General features: G+C 64.2%; 14 protein-coding genes. 4 read left to right on the top strand and 10 right to left on the bottom strand.

Going from position 1 to position 16,929, the window contains the following annotated elements; translation table 11 throughout:
- Nucleotides 1-3: 3 nt before the first annotated feature.
- Entirely contained in the window at nt 4-1,143 is a 1,140-nt protein-coding gene (gene glcE, locus HBH1_RS05765; protein WP_102661937.1) for a glycolate oxidase subunit GlcE, read from the bottom strand.
- Nucleotides 1,144-1,280: 137 nt separating this feature from the next.
- On the opposite strand from glcE, the gene HBH1_RS05760 reads away from it, so the two are divergent.
- On the top strand, nt 1,281-2,204 hold the full coding sequence (locus tag HBH1_RS05760) for a LysR family transcriptional regulator (RefSeq protein ID WP_102661936.1): 924 nt from the start codon (nt 1,281-1,283) through the stop codon (nt 2,202-2,204).
- A 211-nt stretch (nt 2,205-2,415) separates the two neighbouring features.
- On the opposite strand, the gene HBH1_RS05755 is transcribed toward HBH1_RS05760, so the two are convergent.
- The gene (locus HBH1_RS05755) at nt 2,416-3,321 is read right to left on the bottom strand and encodes a LysR family transcriptional regulator (RefSeq protein WP_102661935.1); all 906 of its coding nucleotides are present in this window, start codon (nt 3,319-3,321) and stop codon (nt 2,416-2,418) included.
- Between the two features lie 248 nt (nt 3,322-3,569).
- Nucleotides 3,570-4,502: an NAD(P)-dependent alcohol dehydrogenase gene (locus HBH1_RS05750; protein WP_102661934.1), complete on the bottom strand. Its 933-nt coding sequence runs from the start codon at nt 4,500-4,502 to the stop codon at nt 3,570-3,572.
- A gap of 364 nt (nt 4,503-4,866) precedes the next feature.
- On the opposite strand from HBH1_RS05750, the gene HBH1_RS05745 reads away from it, so the two are divergent.
- Nucleotides 4,867-5,901: an XdhC family protein gene (locus HBH1_RS05745; protein WP_102661933.1), complete on the top strand. Its 1,035-nt coding sequence runs from the start codon at nt 4,867-4,869 to the stop codon at nt 5,899-5,901.
- Between the two features lie 57 nt (nt 5,902-5,958).
- On the opposite strand, the gene HBH1_RS05740 is transcribed toward HBH1_RS05745, so the two are convergent.
- The 7 genes from HBH1_RS05740 to HBH1_RS05710 form a co-directional block, all read right to left on the bottom strand.
- Entirely contained in the window at nt 5,959-7,317 is a 1,359-nt protein-coding gene (locus HBH1_RS05740; protein ID WP_102661932.1) for a c-type cytochrome, read from the bottom strand.
- Between the two features lie 18 nt (nt 7,318-7,335).
- Nucleotides 7,336-9,588, bottom strand: a complete 2,253-nt coding sequence (locus HBH1_RS05735) for a xanthine dehydrogenase family protein molybdopterin-binding subunit (protein ID WP_102661931.1) — start codon at nt 9,586-9,588, stop codon at nt 7,336-7,338.
- Nucleotides 9,585-10,196: a (2Fe-2S)-binding protein gene (locus HBH1_RS05730; RefSeq protein ID WP_102661930.1), complete on the bottom strand. Its 612-nt coding sequence runs from the start codon at nt 10,194-10,196 to the stop codon at nt 9,585-9,587. Before HBH1_RS05730 ends, HBH1_RS05735 begins: the two co-directional genes overlap by 4 nt.
- Nucleotides 10,197-10,473: 277 nt before the next feature.
- Nucleotides 10,474-10,926 (bottom strand): DUF2442 domain-containing protein, encoded by a 453-nt coding sequence (locus tag HBH1_RS05725; RefSeq protein WP_102661929.1) that lies wholly within the window; start codon nt 10,924-10,926, stop codon nt 10,474-10,476.
- Entirely contained in the window at nt 10,926-11,351 is a 426-nt protein-coding gene (locus tag HBH1_RS05720) for a DUF4160 domain-containing protein (RefSeq protein ID WP_102661928.1), read from the bottom strand. The genes HBH1_RS05725 and HBH1_RS05720 overlap by 1 nt, the downstream gene beginning before the upstream one ends.
- A 230-nt stretch (nt 11,352-11,581) precedes the next feature.
- Nucleotides 11,582-12,646 carry an aldose epimerase family protein gene (locus HBH1_RS05715; protein WP_102661927.1) on the bottom strand — a complete coding sequence of 355 codons (1,065 nt, stop codon included), beginning with the start codon at nt 12,644-12,646 and terminating at the stop codon, nt 11,582-11,584.
- A complete protein-coding gene (locus HBH1_RS05710) occupies nt 12,643-13,938 on the bottom strand; it encodes a XylR family transcriptional regulator (protein ID WP_166757953.1) in 1,296 nt (431 codons plus the stop codon). The genes HBH1_RS05715 and HBH1_RS05710 overlap by 4 nt, the downstream gene beginning before the upstream one ends.
- A gap of 292 nt (nt 13,939-14,230) precedes the next feature.
- Here HBH1_RS05710 and xylF point away from each other — a divergent pair, with 292 nt between their 5' ends.
- Complete coding sequence (gene xylF / locus HBH1_RS05705; protein WP_006464779.1) at nt 14,231-15,247, top strand: D-xylose ABC transporter substrate-binding protein; 1,017 nt, start codon at nt 14,231-14,233, stop codon at nt 15,245-15,247.
- Between the two features lie 121 nt (nt 15,248-15,368).
- Nucleotides 15,369-16,928 carry a D-xylose ABC transporter ATP-binding protein gene (gene xylG, locus HBH1_RS05700; RefSeq protein WP_102661925.1) on the top strand — a complete coding sequence of 520 codons (1,560 nt, stop codon included), beginning with the start codon at nt 15,369-15,371 and terminating at the stop codon, nt 16,926-16,928.
- Nucleotide 16,929: the final 1 nt, after the last annotated feature.

Here is a 16,929-nt window from a genome sequence, read left to right as displayed (position 1 = left end):
TGCTCAGAATTGGGGATACATGCGGCCGACGTTGAATACGCCGCGTGGATCGAACACCTGCTTGAGCCGCTGATGCAGGCGCATGACCGGCGCCGGCAGCGCCTGGAACACGCCGCCCTGCCGCTCCTCGGCGCTGGCGTGCGCCCACAGGGTGGCGTGGCCGCCGTGGGCGCGAGCCCATCCGATGATGCCGACGGCAGCGTTGGCTGGCGCCCAGGCCCAGCGCAAGGCGCCGGCCCAGTCGATGGCACAGGTGGTGGCGAGGTCGGACGGGACGGCCGGTGCGCCAGGACGTAGCGATATCCGCCACAGGCGCAGGCCATCGGCCGGCGGCGCAAAACAGGCATGGGTCTGATCGCTGAAGGCGGACCAGAAGGCGTGCGCTACGGCCGGCTCCATGAGCTGGCCGCCCTGGCGTTCGAGGAAAGCCTGCACGCAGGCCAGCGAGCCGGCACTGCGCAGGTAGAGACGATCCTCCAAATAGGCGGTGGCGGTGAGCAGGCCGGGCCCGGTCGGCAGGCCCTGCATCAGACTTAGTGCCTGCGCTGGCGTCGCTGGCAGGGCCGCACTCAGTTCCACCGACGGGCGCGGCAGCACGCGCAGCGAGACCTCCAGCACGGGGCCCAGGATGCCCAGGCTGCCGGCCATCAGCCGAGCCACATCGAAGCCCGCCACGTTCTTCACTACCTCCCCGCCGAAGCGCAGCAGGCGGCCTTCGCCATCGAGCATCCGAACGCCCAGCAAGTGGTCGCGCAGGGCGCCCGCAAACGGCCGGCGCGGGCCGGACCAGCCCAGCGCCACTGCCCCGCCCACGGTGGAACCGTGGCGCAGGGGCGGCTCGAATCCCAGCATCTGTCCGTGCTGATCCAGCAATTGCTGGACTTCGGTCACGGGAGTGCCGGCGCGCACGGTGATGACCAGGTCATCCGGTTCGTAGCGGACGATGCCCCGATAGGCGCGCAAGGACAGGCGCTCTCCCTCTGGCTGGCCGGCAAAGTCCTGGCGGCTGCCGCTGCCTTCGATCACCAGCCGGTCGCTCTCCTCGGACGCAGCACGAATGCGGCGCCGGGTGGCGGCGAGCCAATGCGCCGCTTCCTCTTCGTTGTGTGCAAGCACATGTGGATTGTTGTCCTGATTACTCACCTGGTCTCCTGCCTCGCTCTATCGGCTAAGTGCTGGGATGGTAGTGAGGCAGGATAGGCGTCACAAGCGAGTTCTTCTGGCCTATTATTGAGCTTTTCTAAACAATACTTACCATTGATATTTTTTCCGATATCGCGATGAATTTGACCATCAAGCAGTTACGCAGCTTCCTCACCGTGGCCGAGACCGAGAGCTTCAACCTGGCGGCCAGGCGCCTGCATCTGACGGCCGGTGCGGTCAGCCTGGTAATCAAGGAAATGGAAGAGGAAATCGGCTTCCCCCTGTTTGACCGCACCACGCGGCGCGTGGCCCTGTCCAAGGCCGGAAAGGACTTCCGGCCGGCCGCTGAACGCGTGCTGCGCGAGCTGGGCGCAGCGATGCAGACCGCGCAGGACGTCAAGAACAAGACCACCGGCGTGGTGCGCGTGGCCGCGCCACTGTTCGTAGCCAGCGCACTGATGCCACACGCCATCGCCGCCTATCGCAAGAGCAAGCCGCGGGTGCAGGTGAGGCTGGTCGATTGCGCGGTGGAAGAACTGGTCGATGCGGTCGATGGCGACCATGTGGATATTGCGGTCGGCCCCGACCGTGCTACCGGCGAGAGCGTGCGCCGGATCAGTCTGTACCAGACACCCTGGGTGCTCTGGTGTGCCGCAGGAAATCCGCTGGCGCGCCGCAAGAAGATCACCTGGGCTACCCTGGCCCGTCATCCGAGCGTGGTCGCCAGTCACGACTACGCCACCCATGTCGCCAAGGCCCTGCACGAACTGCCGCCGGAGCAGCACTTCACGCCCAGCCACACGGTGACCCACCTCTCCACCGCGCTGGGCCTGGCTGCCGCCGACCTCGCTGTGACGCTGTGTCCGGCGTATGTGGGCGTGCTGGCGCATGCCTTCGGGCTGGTGATGCGACGTATCGAAGAACCGGAAGTGATCCGCGAGATGTCGCTGTATCTGCCGACCACGCGTTCGCTGACGCCGGCAGCGGCGGCCTTCGTGGATTTTCTTGGCCCCTTCCTGACCAGGCAGGCGGTCAAGGTATCACCGGATATCGTGCGATGAGCCGGGCTACTCCTGCTCGATCAGGGCCAGTGCCAGGTGTGGCAAGGGAGCGGAGAGCATGGGCGGTCGTGGCCGGAAATGGAAACTGACACGGAAACTGAAACGTTTCAGAGGATTATCCCTATCACACCGTTTCCTGATTAGCCCGCGTCGGCTGAATGCCTTCATCAGTTCAGCTTATGAATCAGCTGCCCGGATGTCGATTCCTCCATCAACGGCGCGGCCTACCCTCATAGCGCAGCGCATTGACCACCAGTGAAAACGCCGGTGAAGGCTGGCGGCGGCTGGGATAGTAGAGGTGGTAACCCTCGAAGACCGGACACCAGTCCTCCAGCACGCGCACCAGCTGGTCGTTCTGCAACTGCGGGGCCAGCTCGTCTTCCGGCAGCAGCACCACGCCCAGGCCGGCCACTGCGGCATCGATCTGCGGCGGTACGGTATTGAAGATCAGGGACCCGTCCACCCGCACGTTGATCTTCTCGCCGTCTTTTTCGAAATCCCATACATAGAGCCCGCCCGAGGTCGGCATGCGCTGGTTGATGCAGTCGTGCGTCATCAGTTCTTGCGGATGGCGTGGCACCGGGTAGCGCTGGAAATAGTCCGGCGAGGCCGCCACCACCATGCGCAGCGGCGGGCCGATGGGGATGGCGATCATGTCACGGTCGATGGTCTTGCCCCAGCGCACGCCGGCATCGAAGCGGTCGGCGACGATGTCGCGCAGGGCGTAGCTCATGTCGAATTCCAGCTTGATGTCCGGATACTGCTGCAGCAGCGGCGCCAGCTTGGGCAGCAGCACGCGCTGGATCATGCCATCGCCGCAGGTGATGCGGACCGTGCCACCGGGTTTTTCACGCAGGGCGGTCAGGGCGTCGAGCTCGGCCTCGATCTCGTCGAAACGGTTGCCGATGGTCTGGATCAGGCGTTCACCGGCCGGCGTGAGCGAGATGCTACGGGTGGTGCGCGTGAGCAAGCGGATCTGCAGGCGCTCTTCGAGACCACGGATGGCTTGCGACAGGGCAGATTGCGTCACGCCCAGCGTGGCCGCGGCACGTGTGAAACTGCCCTCGCGGGCGACGGTGACGAAGCCCAGCAAGTCATTGAGATTGCGTTTGATCATGCGGCCACCCTTCGAGTAGTGAGCGGAAAAAGAGTTGATCCGAGGGTTGGGCATCGGCACAACAGTCGGCCTCATGAAGGGAGGGAGAGACGGGAAAGCATTGTTTAATTTTCTGACAGGATACTCACGAATCGATCGACTTCAAAAAACCGGACCGGCCCATACGGTGCCAGTCCGGTTTTCGCGGCTGCCTGTTCATGACGTCGACAGCAGACGGTAGCGCATCACGCAACCGCCGAGGGCGTGGCTCAGGCCGCCATGCTGGCGTTGTCGATCACGAAGCGGTACTTGACGTCGCCCTTGAGCATGCGTTCATAGGCGGTGTTGATGTCCTCGGCGCGGATGAGCTCGATGTCGGCGACGATGCCGTGCCGGGCGCAGAAGTCCAGCATCTCCTGGGTCTCGGGAATGCCACCGATGAGCGAGCCGGCCAGGGAACGGCGCTTCATGATCAGCTCGACCACGCTGGGCGATGGGTGCGGCTCGGCCGGGATACCCACCAGGGTCATGGTGCCGTCGCGCTTCAGGAGGCCAAGGAAGGCATCCAGATCGTGCGGAGCGGCCACGGTGTTGAGAATCAGGTCGAAGCTCTTGGCATGGGCGATCTTGATGCCCATGTGGCCGAGGCCGCCGATGCCGACCACGCCGATCTTCTTGCCAGGGCCGGCGCCCCAGTGGCGCAGCGGCGAATAGGTGGTGATGCCGGCGCACAGCAAGGGTGCCACAGCAGCCAGGTCGGCTTCCGGATGGCGGATGTTCAACACAAAGCGTTCATGCACCACGATCTGCTGCGAATAGCCGCCCATGGTCCAGCCGGGAGCGTCGTCAGTCTTGCCGTTGTAGGTACCGACCATGTTGTCGCAATAGTTTTCCAGGCCTTCTTCACAGTCGGAGCAGGTCTGGCAGCTGTCGACCATACAGCCTACGCCGACCAGGTCGCCGACCTTGAACTTGCTGACGTGACCGCCTACGGCGGTGACGCGACCGACGATCTCGTGGCCGGGGACGCAGGGGTACTGGGTGCCAGCCCATTCGGAACGGACCTGGTGCAGGTCGGAGTGGCAGATGCCGCAGTAGGCGATGTCGATCTGCACATCATGCGCACCGGTGGCACGGCGGTTGATCTGCAGGGGTTCCAGCGGCTTGTCGGCAGCGTGGGCGCCGTAGGCATGTACTTGCATGGGAATCTCCTTGAGTCAGACGGGAATTGAAAACGGACGTGCAGACAGGCGGGGAACCTATCCCGGAACAGGGCATTGTGACGTGGCGGGCGGAGTGAAGACAGACCTATTCCGCTACGATTATTGCCTGAAATTCCGCCTCTCCGCAGGACAGCTGGCACGACCGGATGAAGGATGAGCAGTGCATCATCGCTCGTCGCAGGAAGCCGCTTTCCGGAGGGAAAGCAAGCAGGCTGGCCGATTCTGCCTCATCATGTGGGCCGGAACTAGCGGACCACGGCTTAATTGGTCTATTAGCCGGTCTAATGAGTTCCCGCCACGATGCCGTGGCAGACTTGGTCCATCACCGTATTTCGAACGCATCATGAACGACACCACTGATCTGAAGGTATTGCGCGCCCTGCATGAGTGGCGCCAGGCCGGCCGTAGGGCACTGCTGGCCACTGTTGTCTCCACCTGGGGCTCGTCGCCCCGCCCGGTGGGCTCCCAACTGGCAATCCGTGACGACGGCCGGCTCATCGGTTCGGTATCGGGAGGCTGTATCGAGGATGACCTGCTGTTCCAATACATCAAGAACGCCCCCACTGCCTGGGGTCGCCCCGAGGCGCCGCAGCTGGTGCGCTATGGCATCGACGCCGACGAGGCGCACCGCTTCGGCCTGCCCTGCGGCGGCACGCTGGCGCTGCTGCTGGAATTCGATCCGCCGGCCGCGCCCTTGCAGGAACTGGTACTGGCGCTGGAAAGCGGGCAACTGGTCTGCCGCAGCGTCGACTGCCTTACCGGCCAGAGCCGCATGGACGTCAGCCCGTCGCCGGCCGACCTGGTGTTCGATGGCCAGACCCTGCGCCATACGATGGGACCGGACTATCGCATGCTCCTGATCGGCGCCGGCATGCTGGCCGAATACCTGGCGACGATGGCGCTCTTCAACGGTTTTTCGGTGACGCTGTGCGATCCGCGTTCGGAATACCTGGGCGGCTGGGCGGTGCCAGGGGTGCGTATCGTCACCGACATGCCCGACGACGCCGTGCAGGCCTTCCGCCCCGATCAGCGCAGTTGCGTGATCGCCCTGACGCACGATCCCAAGCTGGACGACCTGGCGCTGATGGAAGCGGTTGCCAGTCCGGCCTTCTATGTGGGTGCCATCGGCTCACGCCGCAACAGTGCCGCCCGCAAGGATCGCATGATGACCCACTTCGGCCAGACCGAAGAAAGCCTGGCGCGCCTGCGTGGCCCTATCGGTCTTTATATCGGCAGCAAGACGCCTTCCGAGATCGCGGTCAGCGTCATGGCTGAAGTGCTGGCCGTCAAGAATGGCGTGGCCGTGCCTGCGGCCATGTCGGTGGCGGCCATGAAGCAGGCACGCGTGACGGCTGAATCATCCCCCTCCCCGACCTGAAAAAAAACCGCCGCCTGTGCAGGCGGCGGTTCCGGTACGACTTCCTCGAAAAGCGCTTCAGCGCATCTGCAGGACGATGGGATTGCTGCTGGCCGGATTGGTCCGTTCGCGCAGTTTGCTGACATCGTCCACCTTGACGGCGCCGCCGTGGTTGCCCCAGGAAGTGCGGATGAAGCTCAGTACGTCGGCGATTTCAGCGTCCGACAACTGGCTGCGGAACGGCGGCATGCGATAGGCATCGGGCACGCCGTCGGCCACCACCCGCGCCGAGCCATTGAGGGTGACATTGATGGCCGAGGCATCTTCCCTGGCCAGCGATGACACGGCGCCGGCCAGCGGAGGAATCCAGGGCGCCCTGCCGCGCCCGTCGACCGCATGGCAGGCAGCGCACTTGGCCATGAAGGTGCGCGCCCCGCTCCCCTCCAGGCGTTGCGGTGCCAGGGCGGCGGTGGTACTGGCGTCGTACTTCCACGGGGTACCATCGCGGCCGGGGTCGCCCGGCAAGGATTTCAGGTAATGCGCGACGGCCTTCAGATCGTCATCACTCATGAACTGGGTGGAGTTGTTGAAGGCGTCGGCCATGGAGCCGAAGACCACGGCGTGCTGGTTGCGGCCGGTCTTGAGGAATTGCACCACTTCCTCTTCGCTCCAGCGGCCGATGCCGATATTGACGTCGCCACGCAGGCTGGGCGCATACCAGCCATCGAGCAGCGCGCCGGAGAGATAGAGGGGCTGGCCATCATCCAGCCCCTTTTCGTTCATGGCGACACCACGCGGGGTATGGCAACTGCCGCAGTGGCCGGCGCCCTGGACGATGTAGGCGCCCCGGTTCCACAGGGCATCCTTGCCTGGCTGGGGCTGATACGGTTGCGGACGGGTGAAGGCCAGGTTCCAGAACGCCAGCGGCCAGCGCATGTCCAGCGGCCAGGGGATATCGCTCTCGCGGTTGGCCTGCACCACCGGTTTGACGCCATGCATGAACCAGGCATAGAGCGCGCTGACATCTTCATCGGCCATCTTGGCGTAGGAAGGATAGGGCATGGCCGGATAGAGCCGGTGGCCATCCCGGGCCACGCCATGTCGCAGGGCGCGGTCGAAGTCGGCCAGGCTGTATTCGCCGATGCCGCTGGCGCGATCCGGCGTGATGTTGGTGGCATAGATGGCGCCCAGCGGGGTGGCCATTTCCAGGCCACCGGCGAAGGGCTTGCTGTTGGGCGTGCTGTGACAGGCCACGCAATCGGCCAGGCGCGCCACGTATTCGCCGCGCTGGAGCAGTTCGGCCGAAGGCGCCGGGGGCGGTGCGCTGCCGTCGAAGGGCGAGGCCGGCGTGCGCAGGGCGACCCAGGCGGCGCCGATGATGAGCGCGACAAGGATCAGCAGGAAGATGCGCAGCTTCCCGGTTTTTGAAGTGGTCATGGATGCGTCAGTCCGCCATCAGGCCTTGAAGGTGTAATGGGACAGCGGCATGCTGCGGATGCGCTGACCGGTCAGGTGTGCGACCGCATTGGCCACTGCGGGTGGCACGGCCGGCAATGGGGGCTCGCCGATGCCACCCATCTTGGCGCCGCTCTCGATGACCTTCACATGCACACGGGCCATGCGTTGGGGCGGCAGGATGGGATAGAGGTCGTAGTTGCGCGCCACCCTGGCCCCTTCCTTGTAGACCACTTCTTCCAGCAAGACCTGCGACAGGCCCAGTGAAACGGCGCTGTTGACCTGGGCTTCGACGATGGCCGGGTTGACGATGCGGCCGGGGTCGATGGCTTCCCAGATGTCGTGCACGCGGACCTGGCCGTTCTCGATGGAGACTTCGGCGATGGCCGCAGTCTCGGTGCCGAAGGCCTTGGCCATGGCCACGCCACGGGCGCGACGGGTGCCGTCGGGCGCGGTGAAGGGGCCGCGCTTCCAGCCGCCCGACAGATCGACCGCCGCCCGCAGCAGCGTGGTCAGGCGCTCGTTGCCCTGCAGCAGGCGCAGGCGCATTTCATAGGGGTCCTGGCCGCCCTTGTCGGCGATCTCGTCGAGGAAGGCTTCGTAGAAGAAGTCATTCATCGAGTTGCCCACCGAACGCCAGTAGCCCAGTACCGGCGGATTCTTGACGAAACGCTGGCCGATGCGCTTGTGAGCGAACTGGTAGGACTTGCCGGCCAAGCCCTCGAGAGCGGTCGGGTCGATCTTGTTGCGCTTGTTGGCAATCGATTCGGTGGGGCCTTCGGTGGCGCTGATGGCTTCGATGGCGATGGGGAAGCCCTTTTCATCCAGGCCAGCGCGGAACTGCACGACCGCCATGGGCCGCATGGTGTCGCGGGCGAATTCTTCCTCGCGGCTCCAGATCACCTTGACCGGACGACCGACCGCCTTGGACAGCTGGATCGCCTGCGGGAATACCATGGCGCTCTCGTAGAGGAAATGGCGGCCGAAGAAGCCGCCCAGCAGCGGCGAGTGGATCTGGATCTTCTCCGGTGGCAAGCCGGTCTGCTTGGCGATGGCGCCCTGGAACATCTCGGGCGCCTGGTTGGGGATCCACATTTCAAGCGTGCCATCGGGATTGAAACGGGCGGTGGCCGAAGGCGGCTCCAGTTGCGCGTGATTCAGGTACTGGCTGCGGTAGCTGGCCTGCACCACGGTCTTGGCACCGGCGATGGCCTTGTTCACATCGCCTTCGCTCTCGGTCTCATCCACGGCAGCGGTGGAGCTGGCCAATTGCGTGGCGAACTGTTCGGTGGAAAAGTCCGCCGGCACATAGCGGCGGTCCGGCGCCGGGCCAGGGTCGCTCCAGTCCACCTGCAGGGCTTCGACGGCGCGCTTGGCGTTCCACCAGCGCTCGGCCACCACGGCCACCGCACCGGGCAGGCGGTGCACCGAATGCACGCCATTCATCTTGCGCACCTCGGCCTCGTTGCGGATGCCACCCACTTCCAGGCCCAGGCGCGGCGCGTGCTGTACGGCGGCCTGGAGCATGTTCTCCACCTGGGTATCGATGCCATAGAGGGCGCGACCGGTGGACTTGTCCAGCACGTCCAGGCGCGCCAGGGGCTTGCCGATCCAGCGGAACTGGCTGTCCTGCTTGAGCTTGATGGTGTCCAGCGGCGGATTGGGCAGGTCCAGCGCCTTGGGGGCGAGTTCGCCATAGCTCAGCGAGCGGCCACTGGCGGCATGCACCACGCGGCCTGGCTCGGTGGACAGGCTCTCCAGCGGCACCTTCCATTGCGTAGCGGCCGCCTGCATCAGCAAATGGCGCGCCAGCGCGCCCACGCGGCGCATGGTGGGATAGCTGGTACGCACCGACATGCTGCCGCCGGTGATGCGAATACCGATGTCCATGACCTTGTACTGGTCGTTGGCGGGGGCGTTGTGCACGACGAAGCCGGCTGGATCGGCGTCGAGCTCCTCGCCCACGATCTGGGCCATGGCGGTGAAGATGCCCTGGCCGCCTTCGACGAAGGGGCTTTGCAGGTGGATGCTGTTGTCGGGGCGGATCTCAAGGAAGGCCGGCACCCGCGTGCCGGCGGCCGCTGGTGCCGCACTGCCCTGGGCCCGGGCGTTGCCGGCCGGTAGCGCAAAGCCCAGTACCAGAGAGCCGGCAGCGGTGCCGGCGGAGGTCAGGAGAAAGTGGCGGCGCGAGACATTGACCGGCTCGCCATCGGCTGGCAGGTCCTGGGCGGGAAGATCGTGCGAGGGGTTCATGCCTGCTCCTTTCCTGCCTTGGCTTTCTGCGTGCGGCTCCACTGTATGGCGGCCACGGCACCGATACCCGCCACGGCAGCGGCGGCGACGGTGGTCTGGTTGACCCCGGCCGGGCCGCTGGGGGCTGCCGGCAGGGTCGATGCCGCTGCCGCAGGAGCGCCCTTGCTGCCGGAGAGGTCGTGCATGGCGGCCTTGATGGCGTTGTAGGTGCCGCAGCGGCACAGGTTGACCATGGCGGCAGCGATCTGCTCGTCGCTGGGCTGGGCGACCTGCTTCAACAGCGCGGTTGCGGCCATCACCTGGCCGGACTGGCAGTAGCCGCACTGCGGGACCTGGTGCTTGACCCAGGCGTCGACCACCTGCTTGCCTACCGGATCGGCGCTCACCGCCTCGATGGTGCTGACCTTGCGGCCGGCCATGGCGCCCACCGGCATGACGCAGGAGCGCAGCACCTCGCCATCGACCAGGACCGAGCAGGCCCCGCACTGGGCCAGGCCGCAGCCGTATTTGGTACCGGTCATGCCCAGTTCGTCGCGGATCACCCAGAGCAGGGGTGTATCGGCGTCGGAAGTGATCTGGTAAGTCTTGTCGTTTATCTGGAGTTCCATGGTTCCTGCCATCGGGGTTGAGAACGCAAACCAGGGCGGGACGCGACCCTGGGGGAGCAAACGGACGCAGCAAGGCGAGCCCGTGCATGAGCATTAGCTCCCGCATGATGACGCATCACGCGGGAGGCGATTAGCTGACCTGGGCTTAATGGGGATATTAGACGAACTAATGAATTCCGTCGCAGAGCGGACGGATATGCGGTGGTGGTGGCGGTGGCGGTGGCGGTGGTGACGACAGTGGGAGGCCCCGTTGACCAAGGGTATTGCCAGCAGGGGACTAGACGTCCTGCGGCAACTTGCGGGGCCGGCCGCCCTTCTTGCCGTTTTCGCGCACGGCCAGGACCTTGGCCGCGCTGCTGCGGCTGCCGTTGCGCGTTGCGACCACCGTCGACGCCAGTTTCATCAAGGGCGGGCTGGCGGCCACCAGGCCGGCGATGGAGACATGCAGGTCGCGCTCTTCCAGGCACAAGGCACTGCCGGCGTACCCCAGCTCGATGCGCCCCAGTTCGGCGGCACTGAGTTCGGCCAGCTCGGGGTAGTTGTCGATGGGCAGCAGGACGGCAGTCTTGTCGGCAAAACCGATGGCGATGGCTGCGAAGGCGGGAAGATAATCCACCTCCGTAGCCTGCAGGGCGGCGCCAGCGCGTTTGCTGCCGCGGGCCAGGGCTTGTGCAAGCAGCTCTTCGGTGACGGGCGGATTGTCGCGTTTCTTCGCTTTGATGATGGTCATTACTGTATCTCCAGGGGACTGGCTTGCCCCGCGAGTTGAATCAAGGTGCTGTCACGTTCAGGTGCGTAACGCGCCCACACAATATCGACGGCATGCCGCCGGAAAACGCTGGGACTGACGACTTCTTCCCGGCGCGGGTCCCACTGCTGGTGATCGAGGCAGACCGAAGCCCGGCTCTGCCACCATCGCTGGCGGGCTCGCCGCAGATGGTCCGGCTGTTCGATCACCTGCCTCAACTCCTCCAGCAGCGCGATGCCGGGGGCAGACCACATGGGCCTCACATCCCACAAGGCCACGCCGTCATGCCAGAAACTGAACTGGTAACGCGCGTCCCAACGCCCGTGACCCACATGGACATGCGGCGGGCAGTGCTCGTCACGGGTGAAGACTGAAACCACCAGACCCTTGTAGCTGCAGATTCTCATAAACCTAACCGTTAGGTTATTGGATTGTAAGCCCCAACGCAAGTCATGGACGCAAACAGGTTCACCCAGATGAGTTACCTGAAGCACCAAAACAACAAATGGATGCGTACGGGGGAGCGGACGCGATGCCACGTTCAGCGGCACCGCGATCGGAGGAGGCTAGAGAGAGAGGAAGGGCAAGTCAGCAGTAACGCGGATGTAGGACTGCTTTATTCAAAAATTTCAATCTTTCAGTCGCGCACGCCCAGGCGATATACCGTGGTCTGCCGATAGACCTGGCCCGGTCGGAGGATCACCGCTTCACTCAGGGGCGTGTTGACTTGGTCCGGGTAGGACTGCGCTTCCAGGCAGAAGCCGTCATGGATGGCATATGGCTGCTCGCCCCTGCCCTGCACGCCGGAGAGGAAATTGCCGCTGTAGAACTGCAGGCCGATTTCGGTGGTGGAGACACGCAATTCGCGTCCCGAACCCGGTTCGTAGACGGTGGCGACCTCGCGCAGTGTCTGCGCCACGCGGCTCTCGCCGGGCACCGGTTCGTGCTCGCTGCGCAGGCAATAGCAATGATCGAAGCCACCGGCCAGTTTCAGCTGCGGATCGGGCCAGTCCAGGCGCGGGCCGATGGGGGCCGGCTGGCGGAAGTCGAAGGGACTGCCGGCGACCTCGGCGCGTGCTTCGGGGATCAGGCTGGCATCGACCTGCAGATAGGCGTCGGCATCGATGGCGATGATGTGGTCGCGGATATCGCTGGCCCCGCCATTGAGATTGAAGTAGGCGTGCGAGGTCAGGTTGATGGGGGTGGCGGCATTGCTGGTGGCGGTGTAGTCGATGCGCAACTGGCCATCGTCGTCCAGGCGATAGAGTACCGATGCCATCACCGTGCCGGGAAAGCCCGCCTGGCCGTCAGGCGACACCAGCATCAGGCGCAGACCTTCCGGGTCGGGCTGGACCTGCCAGCGCTGGGCATGGAAACCGTCGCGGCCACCATGCAGATGGTTTTCGCCTTCGTTGCAATCGACTTGCCGTGGTACGCCGTCGAGGGTGAAGCGGCCACCGGCGATGCGGTTGCCCCAGCGACCGACGATGGCCCCGAAATAGGCCGGGTTGCGCTGGTATTGCTCCACCCGGTCGAAGCCCAGCAGGATGTCGGCCTCGCGGCCATAACGGTCGGGCGCCCACCAGTTGACCATGGTGGCGCCGAGGTCGCTGATGGTCACGCGCATGCCGGTATGGTTGCGCAGGGTATAGAGCTGGATGCCGTCGGCGGCGGTGGTGTGGGAAAGGGTGAAATGGGTCATTTTGTGGAGGTGAGGAGGGCGTTCCCTGCGGTTCTCTTTTTCTGCCGTGGTGCAGGAGCGGCGGAATGCTCCAGCCCGGCGACGAATTGTTCCTGGTATTCCCTGGGCGTACAGCCCAGTTCGCGCTTGAAGACGGCATGCATGTATTGCACGGTGGTGAAGCCGCAGCTCACGGCGATCTCGGCGGCATGGCTGCCGGCCTGCTCCAGCATGCGCTTGGCGGCTTCCAGCTTGAAGCGCAGGATTTCATCATGGACGCTGCGTCCCAGTTCGCGCCGGAAATACCATTCCAGCGAGGACCGTGAGATGCCCACGTAATCGGCCACCTGATCGGTCTTGATGCCCTGGCAGGCGTATTGCCGGATGAAATGCAGCGCCTGCATCACATGCGGGTGATTGCGTACCTCGTGGCGACTGGAGGCCAGGACATTGATGCCCACCGGCGGCACCATGATGCGGGTGTCCGGAAAGCGCGCTCCATGCAGCATCTGGTGCAGCAGGTGAGCAGCGGTGCGGCCCATTTCAACGCTGCCCTGGATCACCGAACTGAGCGGGATGCGCGTCAGCACGCGGGCCAGGGGATCGTTGTCGATACCGATCAGCGCCACCTGTTCAGGCACGGCGATGCCGGCAAACAGGCAAGCCTGCAGCAGCTGGCGCGCACGGGCATCGGTGACGGCGATGATGCCCACCGGCTTGGGCAGGCTGCGCACCCAGGCGATCTGCTGTTCCACGGCCGTATCCCAGGACTGCGCGCTGGTGCCCACGCCCCGGTAGATATGCCCTTCAATGCCATCGGCGGCTGTCAGGCCGGTGAAGATGCGCTCGCGCTCCTGCGCCCAGCGGTTGCAGTCGGACTCGGGCAGGCTGAACAGGGCGAAATGCTGCAGGCCGGCCTCGATCAGGTGGTCGTAGGCCAGCTTGACCATCTTCACATTGTCAGTCGCCACATAAGGGCGGTTGGCCGGATATTGGGAAGGGTCGGCGTAGGAGCCGCCAATGGCCACCACCGGCAGTTGCACCCCTTCCAGCGCGGCGGTGGTGACCGGGTCGTCGAAGTCGGCAATGATGCCGTGTCCGGCCCAACGCTCTATGCCTTGCGGACGGCAGCGGAAGTCCTCTTCCAGGTAGAGGTCCCAGGAAGCGCGGGTACTGCTGATGTATTCGCCGATGCCGGAAATGATTTCCCGGTCGAATATCTTGTTGCCATTGAAGAGCAACGCAATCCTGTGCACCGTGGGTACTTTTGCCACGCTGTGTCTCCTTGGGGTGGCGTCGCTGGCGCGCGCCATTTTTGTCTGGATGGGCTCTGGTGTCGAATTGTAGCGAGCCGTGGTCGAAATGACCGATATGTGCTCCTGCAACAAAAAGAATCACTAAGCCGTTTGGTCAATTTCGTAATTGTAGAGGGGATTGGCCCGGGGCTAGTATCCCCCTCGCACCATCATGCGGCGCATTCGTCCCCTGCCCTACCCGGCCCCATGCGGCTTTGGAAGCTTTTGCACCAGATCAGGCCTCCACATCCACCGGACAGCGCCGCTTCAAAAATCATAATCAAATTTAATTCAAATCGGAGACTGGACTATGAAGGCAATGCTGAAGAAGACCGTATTGGCGCTGATGACCGTGACCACCCTGTCCATGGTGGCCGGTAGCGCCATGGCCGATGCCAAGAATCCCAAGATCGGCTTTTCCATCGATGACCTGCGCGTGGAGCGCTGGGCGCGTGACCGCGATTTCTTCACCGCCGCTGCCGAGAAGCTGGGTGCCAAGGTGTTCGTGCAATCGGCCGATGCCAGCGAACAGCGCCAGATTTCCCAGATCGAGAACCTGATCTCGCGTGGCGTGGACGTGATCGTGATCGTGCCCTTCAATGCCACCGTGCTGACCAACACCATCAAGGAAGCCAAGAAGGCCGGCATCAAGGTGCTGTCCTATGACCGCCTGATCCTCAACGCCGACGTGGATGCCTACATCTCCTTCGACAACGAGAAGGTCGGTGAAATGCAGGCCGAGGGCATCCTGAAGGTCAAGAACAAGGGCAACTTCTTCCTGCTGGGCGGCTCGCCCACCGACAACAACGCCAAGATGTTCCGCGAAGGCCAGATGAAGGCCCTCAAGCCCTACATCGACAAGGGCGACATCAAGATCGTCGGCCAGCAATGGGTCAAGGAATGGAACCCGACCGAGGCGCTGTCCATCGTCGAGAATGCGCTGACCGCCAACAACAACAAGATCGACGCCATCGTCGCTTCCAATGACGGTACCGCCGGTGGCGCGATCCAGGCTCTGGCCGCGCAGAAGCTGGCAGGCAAGGTGCCGGTCTCGGGCCAGGATGCCGACCTGGCCGCCGTCAAGCGTGTCGTGGCCGGTACCCAGACCATGACCGTCTACAAGCCCCTGAAGCAGATCGCCACCGAGGCCGCCAACCTGTCCGTACAACTGGCGCGCAACGAAAAGCCGACCTACAACGCCCAGTATGACAACGGCTTCAAGAAGGTCGACAGCCTGCTGTTGAAGCCCATCCTGCTGACCAAGGAGAACGTCAAGGTGCTGGTCGACGACGGCTTCTACACCCAGGCCCAGATCGACGGCCGTTGATGCCTGCATGAGGCGTAATGCATGAGGCATGCCGGCTGCCCCCGCGGTAGCCGGCAACGCCGTCCCTACCGGCCGGACACTCGCCGGTAGGGATTCCAGAGGCTTCTTGGAAAGAACAGGCATGTCCGAGTATCTGTTAGAAATGAAAGGCATCGTCAAGAGCTTTGGCGGTGTGCGCGCACTCGACGGCATCGACATCAAGATCCGGCCCGGCGAATGCGTGGGCCTGTGCGGCGAGAACGGCGCAGGCAAGTCGACGCTGATGAAGATTCTCTCCGGCGTCTACCCCCACGGCACCTGGGACGGCGAAATCCTGTGGGACGGCAGGCCGCTGCAGGCGCACTCGGTGCGCGATACCGAAGCGGCCGGCATCGTCATCATCCACCAGGAACTGATGCTGGTGCCGGAACTGTCGGTGGCCGAAAACATCTTCATGGGCCACGAGATCACCCTGCCGGGTGGTCGTATGAACTACCCCGCCATGTATCGCCGCGCCGAAGAGCTCATGCGCGAGCTGAACATGCCCGACATCAATGTGGCCCTGCCGGTCTCGCAATACGGCGGCGGCCACCAGCAGCTGGTGGAGATCGCCAAGGCACTCAACAAGGATGCGCGGCTGCTGATCCTGGACGAACCCTCGTCCTCGCTGACCGCCTCCGAGATCGCGGTGCTGCTCAAGATCATCAAGGACCTGAAGGCGCGTGGCGTGGCCTGCGTCTACATCTCGCACAAGCTGGACGAGGTGGCCGAGATCTGCGACACCATCTCGGTGATCCGCGATGGCAAACACATCGCCACCACGCCCATGCAGGAAATGGACGTGGACAAGATCATCACCCAGATGGTCGGTCGCGAAATCACGGCCATGTATCCCGAACGTAATCACTCCATCGGCGAAGTGGTGCTGGAGGCGCGCCACATCACCTGCTACGACATCGACAACCCGCGCCGCAAGCGTGTGGACGATGTGTCGTTCTCCGTGCGCCGTGGCGAAATCCTGGGCATTGCCGGCCTGGTGGGCGCCGGCCGCACGGAACTGGTGTCGGCCATCTTCGGCGCCTATCGCGGCCGTCACGAAGGCCAGGTACTGCTGGAAGGCAAGCTGGCCGATACCGGTTCGCCGCTCAAGTCGATCCGGCGCGGCCTGTGCATGGTGCCGGAAGACCGCAAGCACCACGGCATCGTGCCCGACCTCGATGTCGGCCAGAACATCACCCTGACGGTGCTCAAGCGCTTCTCCCGTGGCAGCCGCATCGACGGCAGCGCCGAACTGAAGACCATCCAGGACGAAATCAGCCGCATGCGGGTCAAGACGGCCACGCCCTTCCTGCCCATTACCAGCCTCTCGGGCGGCAATCAGCAGAAGGCGGTGCTTTCCAAGATGCTGCTGGCCCAGCCCAAGGTATTGATCCTGGACGAGCCGACCCGCGGCGTGGATGTCGGCGCCAAGGCCGAGATCTACCGCCTCATCTCGGAACTGGCCAAGCTGGGCCTGGCCATCATCATGGTCTCCTCCGAACTGGCGGAGGTGCTGGGCGTGTCGGACCGCGTACTGGTGATCGGCGAAGGCCGCCTGCGTGGCGACTTCGTCAACGACAAGCTGAGCCAGGAAACCGTGCTGGCCGCGGCGATCAACCAACCCGTAGCGCAGGCGCCCGCGCGCTCTGCGGCGGCAGGATAAA

This window comes from Herbaspirillum sp. BH-1, assembly GCF_002870055.1.
GTDB lineage: Bacteria > Pseudomonadota > Gammaproteobacteria > Burkholderiales > Burkholderiaceae_D > Herbaspirillum > Herbaspirillum frisingense.
Note: the sequence above shows the minus strand (reverse complement) of the source record. Positions and strands in the feature narration are given on the sequence as shown.

Bases quoted from the DNA above. Each gene is read 5' to 3' on its own strand.
- HBH1_RS05760 (WP_102661936.1), top strand. From the start codon at position 1,281: ATGAATTTGACCATCAAGCAGTTACGCAGCTTCCTCACCGTGGCCGAG.
- HBH1_RS05755 (WP_102661935.1), bottom strand. From the start codon at position 3,321: ATGATCAAACGCAATCTCAATGACTTGCTGGGCTTCGTCACCGTCGCC.
- HBH1_RS05750 (WP_102661934.1), bottom strand. From the start codon at position 4,502: ATGCAAGTACATGCCTACGGCGCCCACGCTGCCGACAAGCCGCTGGAA.
- HBH1_RS05745 (WP_102661933.1), top strand. From the start codon at position 4,867: ATGAACGACACCACTGATCTGAAGGTATTGCGCGCCCTGCATGAGTGG.
- HBH1_RS05740 (WP_102661932.1), bottom strand. From the start codon at position 7,317: ATGACCACTTCAAAAACCGGGAAGCTGCGCATCTTCCTGCTGATCCTT.
- HBH1_RS05735 (WP_102661931.1), bottom strand. From the start codon at position 9,588: ATGAACCCCTCGCACGATCTTCCCGCCCAGGACCTGCCAGCCGATGGC.
- HBH1_RS05730 (WP_102661930.1), bottom strand. From the start codon at position 10,196: ATGGAACTCCAGATAAACGACAAGACTTACCAGATCACTTCCGACGCC.
- HBH1_RS05725 (WP_102661929.1), bottom strand. From the start codon at position 10,926: ATGACCATCATCAAAGCGAAGAAACGCGACAATCCGCCCGTCACCGAA.
- HBH1_RS05720 (WP_102661928.1), bottom strand. From the start codon at position 11,351: ATGAGAATCTGCAGCTACAAGGGTCTGGTGGTTTCAGTCTTCACCCGT.
- HBH1_RS05715 (WP_102661927.1), bottom strand. From the start codon at position 12,646: ATGACCCATTTCACCCTTTCCCACACCACCGCCGCCGACGGCATCCAG.
- HBH1_RS05710 (WP_166757953.1), bottom strand. From the start codon at position 13,938: ATGGCGCGCGCCAGCGACGCCACCCCAAGGAGACACAGCGTGGCAAAA.
- xylF (WP_006464779.1), top strand. From the start codon at position 14,231: ATGAAGGCAATGCTGAAGAAGACCGTATTGGCGCTGATGACCGTGACC.
- xylG (WP_102661925.1), top strand. From the start codon at position 15,369: ATGTCCGAGTATCTGTTAGAAATGAAAGGCATCGTCAAGAGCTTTGGC.